This is a genomic window from Vibrio sp. E150_018, from assembly GCF_053544035.1.
This window is the reverse complement of record NZ_JBHGNY010000005.1, coordinates 75010-91189: the sequence shown is the minus strand read 5'-3', so window position 1 is coordinate 91189 and position 16180 is coordinate 75010. Positions and strand designations below refer to the sequence as shown.

Sequence of the window (16180 nt, the reverse complement as noted above, 5' to 3'; positions counted from 1 at the left end):
TATATGGCCGCCTCTAGAATAATAAAAAAGCCGATGCATTGATAGCATCGGCTTTAATTAGGTATAAACGCTTAAGCCGTCGTGGCTTACTTAGGAGATCGACCTGCACGTTTACGATCATTTTCAGTCAAATGACGCTTACGGATACGGATGCTTTCTGGTGTTACTTCTACGAGCTCATCATCATCAATGAACTCTAAAGCTTGCTCTAAAGTAAATTTGATAGCTGGAGAAAGGGTTTGAGCTTCATCAGTACCAGATGCACGTACGTTAGTTAGTTGCTTACCTTTCAGACAGTTAACTGTTAAGTCGTTGTTACGGTTATGAATACCGATAACTTGACCTTCGTAAACTTCATCAGCATGCTCTGCAAATAAACGGCCACGATCCTGTAAGTTAAACAAGGCGTACGTTAGTGCTTTACCTGTTGCATTAGAAATTAATACACCATTGCTACGTTGACCGATTACGCCACCTTTATGGTCGTCATAACGCTCAAACGTATGGTAAAGAAGACCTGAACCTGAAGTCAGTGTTAGGAATTCAGTTTGGAAACCAATCAAGCCACGAGAAGGCATGTAGAAGTCCATGCGAACACGGCCTTTACCATCTGGTGCCATATCAGTCAATTCACCTTTACGGATACCGATATTTTCCATGATGCCACCTTGGTGCTCTTCAAGCACATCGATAGTCACTTTTTCAAACGGTTCCATTAGTTTGCCATCAATTTCTTTTTCGATAACTTCTGGACGTGATACTGCAAGCTCGAAGCCTTCACGACGCATGTTCTCGATCAGAATTGAAAGGTGAAGTTCACCACGACCTGATACTTTGAATTTATCTGGATCGTCTGTTTGCTCAACGCGTAATGCTACGTTGTGCACTAATTCTTTTTCTAGACGCTCAAGGATATTACGTGAAGTCACAAACTTACCTTCTTTACCCGCGAACGGAGAAGTGTTTACTTGGAACGTCATTGTTACTGTTGGTTCATCAACCGATAACGGAGTCATTGGCTCAACATTGTTTACATCACAAATGGTGTCAGAGATTTTAAGCTCACCAAGACCAGTAATTGCAATAATGTCACCAGCGTTAGCTTGTTCCACTTCGTGACGCTCAAGGCCTAGGTAACCTAGAACCGTACCCACTTTACCGTTACGTTTCTTACCATCAGCACCAACGATGGTGACTTGTTGGTTTGGTTTCACGCTACCACGAGTAACACGACATACGCCAATGACACCAACGTAAGAGTTGTAATCAAGTTGAGACACCTGCATTTGCAGTGAACCATCGATATCAACGTTTGGACATTCAACATTATCAACGATTGCTTGGAATAGTGGTTCCATGTCTTCGCCAATTTCACCTTCTTCCAAAGTTGCCCAACCGTTTAATGCTGAAGCGTAAACCACTTGGAAGTCTAGTTGCTCATCGGTTGCACCTAGGTTATCGAATAGGTCGAATACTTGATCCATAACCCAATCAGGACGAGCACCTGGGCGGTCGATTTTGTTAATAACAACAATTGGCTTCAAGCCGTGTGCGAATGCTTTTTGGGTGACGAAACGCGTTTGAGGCATTGGGCCGTCAACTGCATCAACGATAAGCAATACTGAATCAACCATTGACATGATACGCTCAACTTCACCACCGAAATCGGCGTGTCCTGGGGTATCTACGATGTTGATGCGGAAATCATTCCAATTAATTGCGGTGTTTTTCGCAAGAATGGTAATACCACGTTCTTTTTCGATGTCATTTGAATCCATGACGCGCTCTTCAGCTTCACCACGAGATTCAAGTGTACCCGATTGCTGTAAAAGCTTATCAACCAAAGTCGTTTTACCGTGGTCAACGTGCGCGATAATCGCGATATTTCTTAACTTATCAATCTGTGGAGTAGTCATGGAATTCGATTCACTTATAAAAGACACCCAAACATTGGGCGAACTTGATTAAAAAAACGGTCGTAAATGTACCAGATTTTCCGAAAAAACCTAGGAATATGTCACATTAGCGGCCAAATATTACCCGTAAATGACCATTTTAGTGTAAACCACCTTGAGGTTTTTCGCTTAATCGTCAATTCACCTTTGGTTAAATGTAAAAAATAGCCAATCGAGTCAATGAGATAGATAAATTATCTCTCTCTACCCTTTAAAAGGTGAATAAAAAGATAGAAATAATACATTCTACACACCATGTTGCATCTTTCCCTTAGTTTTTACATTGACAAACCGATCAATTCTCGGCTGAATAGGACAAGTTATTTAACCGCTTGCATCACCATGGCGCATAGTGCACCAATATAATGCAACCAAAACCCAAAACAGTGCAACCGAATGCACTCCATTGGCATAAATAATCTTATCTTTATGTTTTTAAAGGATTTATTTTTTTGGCACGATTTTAGCTTTATTCAAAGCATCGTTGATTACTTTTTATAGAATCAAGATCGCTGAAAGCTGGATTCATTCACTGAATCACTTTTATCGTTCAAACAGTATTAATAACACCGGAGGTTATCCAAGATGTCAGTAGAAAATGTACTCTCTCTGATCACAGAAAACGAAGTTAAATTTGTTGATTTACGCTTTACCGATACCAAAGGTAAAGAACAACACATTTCAATCCCTGCTCACCAAGTAGATGCTGACTTCTTTGAAGACGGTAAAATGTTTGATGGTTCTTCAGTTGCAGGCTGGAAAGGCATCAACGAATCAGACATGGTCATGATGCCAGACGCATCAAGCGCAGTTCTTGACCCATTTACAGAAGACGCAACACTAAATATCCGTTGTGATATTCTTGAACCTGCGACAATGCAAGGCTACGACCGTGATCCACGTTCAATTGCAAAACGTGCTGAAGATTACATGCGCGCTGCCGGCTTTGCTGACACTGTGCTTGTTGGTCCAGAACCCGAGTTTTTCTTGTTTGATGATGTTCGATTCGAAAATAACATCTCAGGTTCTTTCTTTAAGATTGATGATGTCGAAGCAAGCTGGAACTCAGGCACTGAATATGAAGGTGGTAACAAAGGTCACCGCCCAGGTGTGAAAGGCGGTTACTTCCCAGTCGCACCAGTGGATTCTTCTCAAGATATTCGTTCTGCTATGTGCCTTATCATGGAAGAAATGGGACTTGTTGTTGAAGCACATCACCATGAAGTAGCTACTGCGGGTCAAAACGAAATCGCTTGTCGTTTCAACACGCTAACTGAAAAAGCTGATGAGATTCAAATCTATAAATATGTCGTGCATAACGTAGCGCATGCTTACGGTAAAACAGCAACCTTTATGCCAAAACCACTTGTTGGTGATAACGGTTCAGGTATGCACGTTCACATGTCGCTTGCGAAAGATGGTGTTAACCTATTCTCTGGTGACAAGTACGGCGGTCTTTCTGAAATGGCGCTTTACTACATCGGTGGTATCATCAAGCACGCACGTGCAATCAACGCCTTTGCTAACCCATCGACTAACTCATACAAACGTCTAGTACCAGGATTCGAAGCACCAGTTATGCTTGCATACTCTGCACGTAACCGTTCTGCGTCAATTCGTATACCTGTCGTACCAAGCCCGAAAGCGCGTCGTATTGAAGCTCGCTTCCCAGATCCAGCAGCGAACCCATACCTAGCGTTTGCGGCATTGCTAATGGCTGGCCTTGACGGTATTAAGAACAAGATCCACCCTGGTGACGCTATGGATAAAGACTTGTACGACCTACCAGCAGAAGAAGCAGCAGAGATCCCGAAAGTAGCGGAATCTCTAGAAATCGCTCTAAAAGCACTCGACGAAGACCGTGAATTCTTAACTTCTGGTGGCGTATTCTCTGATGACTTCATCGATTCTTATATTGATCTGAAATCAAAAGATGTTGAGCGTGTTAACATGGCAACGCACCCACTTGAGTTTGAATTGTACTACTCCGTATAATCAAACTGGTTCACCTGATCAGATTTACTCTGTAACGGTGTAAACCCAATGAAAATTTTAGGCTCGCCTCTCAGGTGAGCCTTTTTTTTATTGTGGTCACACAACCATCAATTAAGCTATCCATAAGCAGTAAACAATAAGCAACCATCAACACGACGATCACGGTGCCCATTATGAAACGGATCCACATACCAGCATTGTTATTTAGCCTAATCATGAGTCAAGTAGCTCTAGCAGGGCAAGTTTACAAATGGACTGATAGTAACGGGGTAACACACTTTAGTGATAACCCACCGCCAGAAAAAGCCAATAGAAAAGAAGTGCTTTCTCTGCCGGATATAAAAGCACCCGCTCCAGAGCCTCAATACAGTGACAGCACTCAAGTAGCTCAAGCACAAAACTCTGCCACCAATTCGCTTGACTCGACGGAGGCCCCAAATTCACCAGCAACTCAACATACACCTGAAACTCAAAACTTGACGAATGCTACTAAACCTGAAGAAAATGACGAATTATCTAAAGACAAAGCCAATACTAAGAAGCAATCATCAGAGTCCGATAAAAAGATTGCTTTAAAGATTGTTAGCCTACAAGACGATCAAACGATTCGTAGTAACCGAGGCTTTATTACGGTGCAAGTTGAGCTCAGTAAGAAGTTAGGAATTGGTCAATCATTGCAATTAATGATGGATACTCAACCTTATGGTGCACCACAAACGCCATCTTTGTGGGAATTAAAAAATATAGACCGAGGTTCACATACATTTTCGGTAAATATTGTCGAAAGCGGCAAGGTTATTGCATCATCCAATACAATCACAGTGCACCTACATAGAACAACTGTGAAGTAGAAGTATGATCTGCAAAGCATAAGTCGTTAACCCTAGTTATAATAGTCATCAACTTAACTAACTAGTTAAAAACAAAAATTAAAAACCATATTTTTGTTTGTGCTCACTTTTATCATGCTCCATACTGAAACTTTCAGGTGCACCTTTTTAGTGCAACATGATGGATGTAAGCATAATGAACAAGCAAATAATTCAAAGTGATGAGCTAGTTACCACGATTCTAGGCAATATGGTAACGGCAACTTTATTACTCGATGAAAAATTGACGATTCATTATGCCAACCCTGCCACCGAGCAATTATTTTCTCAAAGCGCTAAGCGACTCCTTAACACCGCCTTATCCCAATTAATACAACATGCCTCGATGGATTTAGCATTATTTACCCAACCATTACAAAGTGGCCAGAGTATTACCGATAGTGACGTGACCTTCGTGATCAATGGTAAGCCTATACTACTTGAAGTCACTGCTAGCCCCGTTTCAGTAAAATCCAATGACAAGCTAACACTAATGCTACTGGTTGAAATCCGAAAAATCGATTCACAGCGTCGCTTAAGTCAGGAGCTCAACCAGCACGCACAACAACAAGCAGCCAAACTGTTAGTTCGCGGTTTAGCGCACGAAATTAAAAACCCACTTGGTGGACTAAGAGGCGCCGCGCAATTATTAGGTCGCATGTTGCCCGACCCTAATTTAAACGAATACACCCAAATCATTATAGAACAAGCTGACCGCCTCCGAGCTTTAGTCGATCGTCTACTTGGCCCGCAAAAACCGGGAAAAAGAGCACCCGTCAATTTACATGAAGTAATAGAAAAAGCTCGTCAACTGGTCGAACTCGAATTTAGTAACCAAGTGCTTATTGAGCGTGATTACGATCCAAGCATGCCACATATTATGATGGATGCCGATCAGGTCGAACAAGCCTTGTTAAACATTACCAGTAACGCAGCACAAATTTTAGCGTCGCAACCCGACGGCACGATTACCATAAAAACTCGTACCGTTTACCAAGCCAACATTCATGGACAACGCCATAAATTGGTGGCTCGGATTGAAATTATGGATAACGGTCCCGGCATTCCAAGTGAACTCCAAGATACCTTGTTTTACCCCATGGTCAGTGGGCGAGAAGGCGGCACTGGGCTCGGGTTATCCATCTCACAAAATATTATCGACCAACACAACGGAAAAATTGATGTTGAAAGTTGGCCTGGGCATACCGTATTTACCATTTATTTACCAATCCAAACGGTTTAAAAATCGGAAATGTCAGATGTTGTTTAATTTATCGAACTTGCGCAAGGAATTAGGATATGAGTAAAGGATTTGTATGGGTCGTTGATGACGACAGCTCAATCCGTTGGGTACTAGAAAAAACATTATCATCCGCCAATATCCAGTGTGAAACATTCGCGGATGCGGAAAGTGTCCTTTTGGCATTAGAGCGTGAAACGCCTGATGTATTAATTTCCGATATTCGTATGTCGGGTATGGATGGCTTAGCACTACTAAAACAAGTACAAACCAGTCACCCTGATTTACCCGTTATTATTATGACCGCCCACTCAGATTTAGATGCCGCGGTGAATGCTTATCAAACCGGAGCTTTTGAATATCTACCTAAGCCATTTGATATCGATGAAACCCTTACCTTAGTTGAGCGTGCCATTACTCATAGCTATGAACAAAAGCATGCTACTAACGGAACCGAAAATCTCAAAACCGTCACACCAGAAATTCTCGGTGAAGCGCCGGCCATGCAAGAAGTCTTTCGTGCGATTGGACGCTTATCTCGTTCTTCTATTTCAGTATTAATCAACGGTGAATCAGGAACGGGTAAAGAGCTGGTTGCTCATGCTCTACATCGTCACAGTCCACGATCAAAAAATCCGTTTATTGCTTTAAACATGGCGGCAATTCCTAAAGATTTGATTGAATCAGAACTGTTTGGTCATGAGAAAGGCGCATTTACCGGCGCTAATAGCGTTAGACAAGGCCGCTTTGAACAAGCCAATGGCGGGACTTTATTCTTAGATGAAATTGGCGATATGCCATTGGATATTCAAACACGCCTATTAAGGGTGTTGGCCGATGGACAGTTTTATCGAGTCGGTGGTCACGCCCCGGTTAGTGTCGATGTACGGATTATCGCGGCGACGCACCAAAACCTAGAAAAGCTAGTCAATCAAGGCGATTTTCGTGAAGATTTATTCCATCGCTTAAATGTTATTCGTGTGCAAATTCCAGCATTGCGTGAACGCCGTCAAGATATCGAAAAGTTAGCTTCGCACTTTTTAGGTCGAGCTGCCGATGAACTAGGTGTGGATATGAAAACACTTCACCCAAGCACAGTTGAAACCTTAAACCGACTCCCTTGGCCTGGTAATGTTCGTCAATTGGAAAACATCTGTCGTTGGTTAACTGTGATGGCAAGTGGTAGCGAAGTGCTTCCTAACGACCTCCCCTCTGAACTCATCAATGAAAAGCGCCCAACCGATCAAGAAGACAGCGCCGGATCGTGGCAACAACAATTAGAAAGTTGGGCTCGTTCAGCATTATCAGCCGGAGAATCAGAACTGTTGAATATTGCTCAACCAGAGTTTGAGCGTATTTTACTACAAACTGCGTTAACCCATACTAATGGCCATAAGCAAGATGCCGCAAAATTATTAGGTTGGGGACGCAATACTTTGACCCGAAAATTAAAAGAGCTCAATGTAGATTAAGCTCAATAAACACTCTTAATAATCGAGTGGTTGATGTGTTATAAAAAACAAACAACTCATCAACCACCAAAATAATAACTGAATAACTATCTTTACAAAGTGATGAAAGCAGCATAATTACGCTATTATTATAAAAAACACAGACTAATTTACAGACTTTGATTTATACTCATAATTCATCCTCTATAAACATTGATTGGTATGAAATCCCCACGCTTATCATTACGCACAGCTATTATTTTACCTTTGACTCTCATTTTGTTCACGATGAGTGTGATAATTTTTGTCATTCAATCAATTAGCTACCAAAATACTTTAGAAGACATTAGTAAAAAAGAGCTAACAACACTAGCGCAGACGGTAAAAACCAACTTAGGTAATTATCTCTACCCTTCTTTTATTATCAGCTCCACATTAAGCCAGTCCGTTATCCATCATTTTCAAGAACCAGCGAGTACTTCGGAAAATAAAGCACTCTTTATATTTGATATCTATGAAAATATTAAAAATCGGCTCCCTCAGATTGATACATTAAGTATTGGAGTAAATAAAACCGGTTATTATTACGGCTTTCGTAAAGAAGACGATCAATCTTTATCCTTATTATTAAAAGATGAATCGACCAATAATGATCTTGTGGTTTTTGATGGTGACAAAAGAAATGCCAAAGAGTTATATCGAATCAAAAATTACAATATGTATTCACGTCCTTGGTATGCGCCTGTCGCTTTTTCCCGTAAACAAATGTGGTCTGAACCTTATATCAATAAAGATGAGAAAAAAGAGATTACCCTTTCGGCTCTTACTCCCATCATTGATAAAGACCAATTATATGGCGTAATCTCTGTCGATATTAAAATATCCAGTTTTAATCAATTACTTACCGAACAAAAAAATCAGCATAATCGTTCAATATTTATTTTTGATGCTAACCAACGCTTAGTGGCACAATCGGGCTCTTCAGACGAATTAAGTATTATTAGTAAAAATTCCCTTAAATCAAAAAACCACAATCTACTTTCAATTGCAGATGGCCGTCGTACGATATATGCCAGTACCGATCCAGTAATCAAAGCCACATCAAAAGCTTATTTGTCGCAATCGGTTGATGATGAGCAACTGTTTGAATTTGCACTCGATAACAAAAAACACTTTGGTTATGTCATACCATTTAACGACCAATACGGCCTGAACTGGCATATTGCGATTTCAATTCCGGAATCAGAAGTACTAAGTAAAATGTCTAGCCAACAACACATGATGAACTGGACAATTATCGGTAGTACTACCTTGTTATGTTTCATAGGCTTTATCTTCTTAACCAGAGTCACTTCACCGATAACACAAACCGCTAAAGCGGCGCAAAGGTTAGCGAAAAAGGAATGGGATACGCAATTGCCTGTTTTTGGTCATACTTTTGAGACTTACACCTTAGTTAAGTCTTTCAATGAAATGGCCACCGACTTACAAGTCGCATTTACTGACTTACATAAACAGCTCGCATTTGACTCTTTAACCGGGCTATATAGTCGTGAGGGATTAATTGAATCAGTTAAAAACCGCAAAAGACTCAATGGGTTTGTATTTATTATCGGATTTGATAGCTATTCTAATATCAACGATACTTTGGGCTACCATAGTGGTGACCAACTACTTAAGACAATTGCGGAGACCATCAAAACTATTGCGCCCACTAACAGTTACCAAGCAAGAGTAGGCAGTAGTGAATTTGCATTGATTACATTGAATATGGAATCAAGCTACAAACAAGATTTAATTAATTTGATTATTCGAACTTTTGATAAACCAATTCGCTTAGGCATAGAAAATATCTTATTGGCTCCGGTCATTGGAGCGAGTGACATTAATCATAACGCTTTAGAGCAATCCCTTCGTCAAGCAAATATTGCTTTAAGACATGCGAAGAAACACCAATTAAAAGAAATCACTTACTCATCTGAAATTGAAGAAAGTTCATTAAAACGTACCCAAACGATCTTACAAATCAGCGAGGGCTTAAAAAGTCGTGAATTTGTGCCTTTCTATCAACCCTTAATTGACCTAGAAAGCGGTAAGATTATTGGGGCTGAAGCCCTTGCTCGCTGGTTATCAAAAAGCAGGGGCTTAATCTCACCGATGAAGTTTATTCCGATTGCAGAAGAAACCGGCTTGATTCATCAAATTGGTTATCAAATTTTATTGCAGTCATGCCAAGATACTCAAAATGAAATTGATGCTGGTCGCTGGCCTGAAAACTTCCATATTCATGTCAATGTCGCAGTCGATCAGCTTGCTTCAGAGCAATTTATATCAGAATTAAGGTATATCTTAGAAAAGACTAGACTATCTCCAAATAACCTAACCCTAGAAGTCGTGGAAAGTAATTTAATTGATGATAACCCACTACTACTGGAACATATTAAGACCATTCGCTCAATGGGTGTCGGTATTGCCATCGATGACTTTGGTACTGGCTACTCTTCACTGACTTATCTACAGACGATCCCATTTGATTGCTTGAAGATCGATCGAGCTTTCATCAAAGACTTAACGAAAGAAAATAGCCATAACTCGATTGCTGCGGCGATCTTATCGTTAACACGAGATATGAATGTCGAAGTAGTTGCAGAAGGCATTGAAACTGAGGAGCAAGCAAACATCTTGGCTGAATTAAAATGTGAGCAAGTACAAGGCTTCTACTATGGCCGACCTTCTCCACTCAAAGATTGGGCCACTAGCTTCCCGCTTAAATAAACAAAATTCCCCCTCAATGTTGGTTGTCCAACGATTGGGGGTCACTTCAAAATGAAGTCGCGGTATTTTTACAACTAATACATACTCAAAGTCATTGAGTTGCGGTCAACAAAGCCGCAGCTTCAAGTACGACCAGTATTAAATAACACGTGAGAACTGCTGCTGACGAGCGCGAGTTCGTAGGTAAGTATCAAAGCACATACAAATATTACGAATCAATAAACGGCCACGTAAGGTCACTGTAATATGCGAATCGGTCACTTCAACTAACTGGTCATCAACAAACGTTTTTAGCAAAACTAAGTCTTCGTTAAAGTACTGATTAAAATTGAGGTTAAACTCTTTTTCGATCCCAACTTTATCTAGGGTAAAGTTACAAATCAGCTGCTTAATCACTTCACGACGAATCAAATCATCTTGGTCTAATACCACACCACGCCATAATGCATGGCGTTGCTCATCAACTTGAGCGTAGTACTTTTTCAGCTCTTTTTGGTTTTGTGCATAACTATTGCCAACCATAGAAATCGACGACACACCAAAGCCAATCAAATCACAATCCCCTTGAGTAGTGTAACCTTGGAAATTACGGTGCAATACACCAGCTCGTTGAGCAATCGCGAGTTCATCGTCTGGTAGAGCAAAATGATCCATACCAATAAACTGATAACCAGCCTCAGTAAGGGTTTTAATCGTATACTGCAGAATGGCCATTTTTTGCTCAGCGCTCGGCATGTGTTCTACTTTCAGCTTAGCTTGAGCGGCAAATAACTGTGGCATATGCGCATAGTTAAAAATCGATAGTCGGCCCGGTTTCATGGCTAACACTTTTTCTAGCGTATGTGAGAAGGTCGCTAGTGTTTGTTTTGGTAAACCGTAGATTAAATCGAGGTTGGTAGAACGGAAACCCAACTCTTTGGCTCTTGTGACCATGGCAACAATGAAGTCTTCATCTTGCTCACGGTTCACCAATTTCTGAACTTCTTTATCAAAATCTTGTACACCGATACTCAAGCGGTTGAAACCTTCGGCGCGTAAATGATCGAGCATATTAAGCTCAATTTCACGCGGATCGACTTCAATACTAATTTCAGCATCATCGGTAAAGGTAAATTCAGCATGTAGAGCAGTCATAATACGCGTCATTTGGATTTTGGTGAGGAAGGTTGGCGTACCGCCACCGAAATGCAATTGACTCACCTGACGCTGTTGAATCAACGGTGCGCGCTCACGAATTTCTTGAATTAACACTTGTAAGTAATCATCGGCTTTATGCTGATGACGGGTAATCACTTTATTACAGCCACAGTAGTAACAAAGCTTATGACAAAACGGGATATGAATATAAAGTGAAAGTGGACGCTCTGGATAGTCGACACAAGCCATATCGAGATCAGAGATGGTGAACGCTTCATGGAACTCAACCGCGGTTGGGTAGGATGTATAACGAGGGCCAGAGTAGTTATATTTCTCTAGCATTGCTTGATCCCACACGATTTGTTCTTTTAGCATCATGACTTCCACTTATTATTTCAACAACACTTACTGAATGTGCCCTAGTCACCTAGGCTTTAAGTTATCAATATCGACAGCTATCAATACTAATTTTTACCCAATATGGATATACCTACAAAGGTTAAAAACGAGCCGAGTTTGTTCTACATCATTTTTATTGGAATTTGATTGTTTAACGGAGCGATTCGCTCCTTAAGAGCAGACAACTCAGCAATCACTTGATCGGTCAAACGCACTTCGGCTTTCTGGCGCGCTAAGTTTTGCTTCATTCGATCTTGTTTGGCGAGCTTTTGTCTCTCTTCACCGCGGGCCATATCTTTGACGACGTCATACAGTTCATAAATCGCAGGATAATCTTGAGCAAAGTCGATACGTTGCTCACCTTGGACATAATCCATAATGCAATACACTCGGATCACGATTTCAGATAAATCACATTGCTCATGAATACCGGCCTTACATAAGGTATTCACATTTTCAAAGATGTTGGCGTTACGCTTTTCAATTGCTCTTTGTTGTTGAATTTCAATTAGTTGCTTCTGCTTTTTAATTTTGAACAGCAAAAAACCAGCATAACTGGCTAAAGCAACAATAATGATGGCTCCAACAATGGCTAACAATACGATCGGCATAAAATTCCTTCCGCTAAACGCCCTACTCACTCAATAAAGTGGCAGGGCTATTCGTTTATTTAAAATCGTTTAAATCTAAATCTTCAAATTGTGATAGTAGATCATCATCTGAAGCAGGTTTCTTCGATTTCTTAGAGACAGGTTTTTCACCCACAACTTGTTTTTCAGGCTCGGATTCTACCATGTCATCTTCATCAAAAATGCCAAGTTGCTTCATTAATGTTTCCAAACGATCTAATTTTTGATCGACATAGTTCTGCAAGCCTGCCCCCAACTTCTCACCGTTGTCTAGGCGGTCGATCAACACATTTAATTGAGGATCGTTTTGGATCGCTTCAAGCTCTTGTTCGGCATTAAGCTTACGCTGCTGCTTCGACGGTTTTGCTTTCGCTTCCACAACCAAAGGAATCGGTTTCTTACTGCCATGGCGAGGATCTTTCGAACCTCCTTGACTACGTTGGTTGTGCGCACCCGAACCATCTGAATGACGGCTACCAGTTTTTAAGCCTTTACGCTTGTTGAGACGCTTACGTAAACGACCTTCTACATCCGATTCAGAGCGATTACGCGTTACAATCACTTCTTCAGAACCGGTTGATCCTGGCTTTCTAGATTTTTTCTTACGAGACATTCTTTTTTCCTATTTTAAGGCCGAAATTTATTACTCAGCCTTTTTCAGTAACATGACATCATTACCGATAAATTCAAGTTGCAGATGATCACGATTAGCTAAGAACTCAAAGGTTTCTCGGCTAAAAAACACCACATGAGTCGGATCATGTCGATAATGCCAACTGGCAAAGGCATCCACATCTTTCACTAACTTGGTCATTACACCAAGCCAACCACCCGGCTTTAACATATCCAGCCATTGTTGCCACACTAGGTTGGGAGTAAAGAGGTGTTCGATAACTTCGGTTGCAGTAACGAAGTCATATTGTTGATGTAGAGCCTGTTTATTAGGGTAATAGTAAAGATCATACAACGCCACTTGATGCCCTTGCTCTTCTAGCATCATCGCTAACGCCGGGCCCGGTCCACAGCCAAAGTCTAAGCCTTGAGATTGCGGAGCGATACGTTGTAATAATGGGTCTGCCATACGCGATAAAAAGCGACGGTAGCCCTGATCTTGAGGGTCATTTTCATGCAAATCATACACCGCTTTTTCAGCTTCAGCATCCACACGCTGCTCTGGGTTTACAAACACCAAAACACACTGCTGGCATTGTAAATACTGGCGACGATTATCCTGATAATAGATATTGGTTTGGCTACTTTGGCACAATGGACAGGTATACATAAAATAACCCCTTAGATTAAGGATGCGCAACATACCAGAAATGGCGGTTAGAGTGGAGTTTTATTAAGCAATTTCGCGAAAGATTTTTTGTTAGAAAAGCAAAACCCTCAACAAATTCACACTTGTTGAGGGTCTGATAATCTATATTGTAAAACTATACTCAAAGTAACTGAAGTTGCAGTGAGGTGGTAAGGGAATGAGGCCCCATGAACATAGTTTTCTTATGTGATTGAGGCGAATAAACATCGCCAACACAGCTATAGTTTTAAGTACGAAGGGTATAGAGCTTAATGCAAACCGCCGATGTACTTAGACAAAATATCAATGTCCTCATCGCTTAGATTTTTAGTGACATCTTGCATCATGCCATTTAAATCATTACTACGATCAGCGGAGCGGAATTTTTCTAGCTGAGCTTTAATGTATTCAGCATGTTGACCTGAAATTTTCGGGAAGCCGCCTAATTCCATACCATGTCCACGAGGTCCATGACATGCAACACAAGCAGTAATGCCTTTTTCAGCATCACCGGCAAAGTAAAGTGCTTTGCCTTTTTCTACTACATTTTCAGGGGTTGAACCTTCGGTTTGAGGTAATGAGGCGTAATAAGCAGAAAGATCTGAAATATCTTCATCTGTTAGTGGCATCGCCATCGCGCTCATCACAGGGTCATAACGACCTTGTTTGCCACCGCTGCTCATGCCTAATTTAAGGTCATGCATCTGCTTTTCTAAATATTTAACATGTTGGCCTGCTAGCTTAGGGTATTGAGTCACGACGCTATTACCATCAGCACCATGACAAGCCGCACAAGTGGTAGATTTTTCCTTCCCTGCTTCAATATCACCTTGTGCCCACACAGAGCAGCTGGCAACTAAACTAATAATGAATACTAATTTTTTCATGACATTCCATTTATAATTATTCAGCTTCCACTACCACGATGCATAAGCGTTCATGGTACACTATGTCTAACGGTTACTTGGGGATACTTATTTTAGTCTTGCCCAGACAAGTAAACCAATTGTACACAATTATACATAAAAGCAATCATTCCTCTACAAAAGTGGAGATGGAGTTAACAAATATGGAAAAAATCCATTATCAAAATACCCACTTTATTACGAGTGCCCCTGATATTCGCCATCTTCCTGAAGACGAAGGCATTGAAGTTGCTTTTGCAGGTCGTTCTAATGCTGGGAAATCCAGCGCATTAAATCGATTGACCAATCAGAAAAACCTCGCGAAAACCAGTAAAACACCGGGTCGAACTCAGTTAATAAACTTGTTTAAAGTGACAGAAAATTGTCACATTGTCGATCTACCTGGTTATGGCTTTGCCCAAGTACCAATTGAAATGAAAAAGAAGTGGCAGAAATCACTCGGTGAGTATTTACAAAAACGCGAATGCTTAAAAGGTCTCGTGGTGTTGATGGATATTCGTCACCCGATGAAAGATCTCGATCAGCAGTTAATTTACTGGGCGGTAGAAGTGAATATTCCGGTTCAAGTTCTACTGACTAAAGCCGATAAACTGAAACAAGGCCCACGTAAAGCGCAACTATTGAAGATTCGTGAAGCATCGATGGCTTTCTGTGGTGACGTGCAAGTCGATGTGTTCTCTTCTTTGAAAGGGATTGGCGTCGATCAGCTACGTAACAAACTCGACTCATGGTTCGCCCCAGCCTTAATGAGCGAAGAGATGATGGAACAACTGCATCGTGAAGAGTTGGCAGCAGAATTTGCCGCTGAAGATGAGGTCATCATTACTAACCCTGAAATTCAGGATGATGTCAGTAAAAACTAATACCGATTAGCTGAAAAACTTTGGCTGCTTTTTTATATCTGATGGGCCCGCCAAAAATGAAGCGTAAACTTCAGATAAAAGAAATCCCCAAAGGCATGGCAGCCTTTGGGGAAAATGGGAGAGAAATGGAGGTTTTCTAATTGTAGTGTCCCCAAGTAACTTAGGTATATTGAGCATTGACCAAGAACCTAAAAAACACAAGATTACCTCCTTTCCCGATTCTGAGCCCTAAAAACCATCCGGCTAAATACACTCATCAATCCGCTCATTTTCAATCAAATTACAAAAATTTCCGACGTAATTCACAATCTTGTTTTCATTGGTAAATTAAATACACGATAGAAGCAATAACTGGTGATTTGTTCTGTTGTTTTACTACAAAATGAATTTTGCTCTGTAATTAGGAAATTTAGAGGTTACTCAGCAGAATATTATTGAGGAAAAATAAAAATAAATGCAGAAATTTAAATTGAAGAGGGTGATTTAATTCGCTTTTCTTTCAGTTGGTTAGTTAATTTTACTTTTACTTCTCTACAAGAAAAAACGCCCCAGTCAAAAACTGACTGGGGCGGCTGAAACAGCCTAATCCAATAACGTGAAACAAAAGGTCTAAAAGATAGAACATCTTACCTCTGTACCCT

The 16180-nt window shown here is 40.8% G+C and carries 12 protein-coding genes; 6 read left to right on the top strand and 6 right to left on the bottom strand.

What is annotated here, in order from left to right; all coding sequences use genetic code 11:
* Positions 1-86 precede the first annotated feature (86 nt).
* Complete coding sequence (gene typA / locus ACE3G9_RS07535; RefSeq protein WP_417879583.1) at positions 87-1916, bottom strand: translational GTPase TypA; 1830 nt, start codon at positions 1914-1916, stop codon at positions 87-89.
* A gap of 624 nt (positions 1917-2540) precedes the next feature.
* Between typA and glnA the strand changes: the two genes are divergently transcribed.
* The 5 genes from glnA (at position 2541) to ACE3G9_RS07510 (ending at position 10285) form a co-directional block, all read left to right on the top strand.
* Positions 2541-3950: a glutamate--ammonia ligase gene (gene glnA, locus ACE3G9_RS07530; RefSeq protein WP_449218823.1), complete on the top strand. Its 1410-nt coding sequence runs from the start codon at positions 2541-2543 to the stop codon at positions 3948-3950.
* Between the two features lie 173 nt (positions 3951-4123).
* On the top strand, positions 4124-4801 hold the full coding sequence (locus ACE3G9_RS07525; RefSeq protein WP_449218822.1) for a DUF4124 domain-containing protein: 678 nt from the start codon (positions 4124-4126) through the stop codon (positions 4799-4801).
* A 175-nt stretch (positions 4802-4976) separates the two neighbouring features.
* The gene (glnL, locus tag ACE3G9_RS07520; RefSeq protein ID WP_417879580.1) at positions 4977-6062 is read left to right on the top strand and encodes a nitrogen regulation protein NR(II); all 1086 of its coding nucleotides are present in this window, start codon (positions 4977-4979) and stop codon (positions 6060-6062) included.
* A 56-nt stretch (positions 6063-6118) separates the two neighbouring features.
* Entirely contained in the window at positions 6119-7531 is a 1413-nt protein-coding gene (gene glnG, locus ACE3G9_RS07515) for a nitrogen regulation protein NR(I) (RefSeq protein ID WP_417879579.1), read from the top strand.
* 267 nt (positions 7532-7798) lie between these two features.
* Positions 7799-10285, top strand: a complete 2487-nt coding sequence (locus tag ACE3G9_RS07510; RefSeq protein WP_449218821.1) for a bifunctional diguanylate cyclase/phosphodiesterase — start codon at positions 7799-7801, stop codon at positions 10283-10285.
* A gap of 138 nt (positions 10286-10423) precedes the next feature.
* Here the strand turns inward: ACE3G9_RS07510 and hemN are convergent, their stop codons facing one another.
* The 5 genes from hemN to ACE3G9_RS07485 form a co-directional block, all read right to left on the bottom strand.
* Positions 10424-11797: an oxygen-independent coproporphyrinogen III oxidase gene (gene hemN, locus ACE3G9_RS07505; RefSeq protein ID WP_449218820.1), complete on the bottom strand. Its 1374-nt coding sequence runs from the start codon at positions 11795-11797 to the stop codon at positions 10424-10426.
* Positions 11798-11943: 146 nt separating this feature from the next.
* On the bottom strand, positions 11944-12432 hold the full coding sequence (locus ACE3G9_RS07500; protein WP_449218819.1) for a DUF2489 domain-containing protein: 489 nt from the start codon (positions 12430-12432) through the stop codon (positions 11944-11946).
* A gap of 55 nt (positions 12433-12487) precedes the next feature.
* Positions 12488-13063 carry a Der GTPase-activating protein YihI gene (gene yihI / locus ACE3G9_RS07495; RefSeq protein ID WP_449218818.1) on the bottom strand — a complete coding sequence of 192 codons (576 nt, stop codon included), beginning with the start codon at positions 13061-13063 and terminating at the stop codon, positions 12488-12490.
* A 30-nt stretch (positions 13064-13093) separates the two neighbouring features.
* Positions 13094-13732: a class I SAM-dependent methyltransferase gene (locus tag ACE3G9_RS07490; RefSeq protein ID WP_449218817.1), complete on the bottom strand. Its 639-nt coding sequence runs from the start codon at positions 13730-13732 to the stop codon at positions 13094-13096.
* Positions 13733-14019: 287 nt separating this feature from the next.
* On the bottom strand, positions 14020-14637 hold the full coding sequence (locus ACE3G9_RS07485; protein WP_417879572.1) for a c-type cytochrome: 618 nt from the start codon (positions 14635-14637) through the stop codon (positions 14020-14022).
* A 182-nt stretch (positions 14638-14819) separates the two neighbouring features.
* On the opposite strand from ACE3G9_RS07485, the gene yihA reads away from it, so the two are divergent.
* Positions 14820-15539 (top strand): ribosome biogenesis GTP-binding protein YihA/YsxC, encoded by a 720-nt coding sequence (gene yihA, locus ACE3G9_RS07480; RefSeq protein ID WP_417879571.1) that lies wholly within the window; start codon positions 14820-14822, stop codon positions 15537-15539.
* Positions 15540-16180 lie beyond the last annotated feature (641 nt).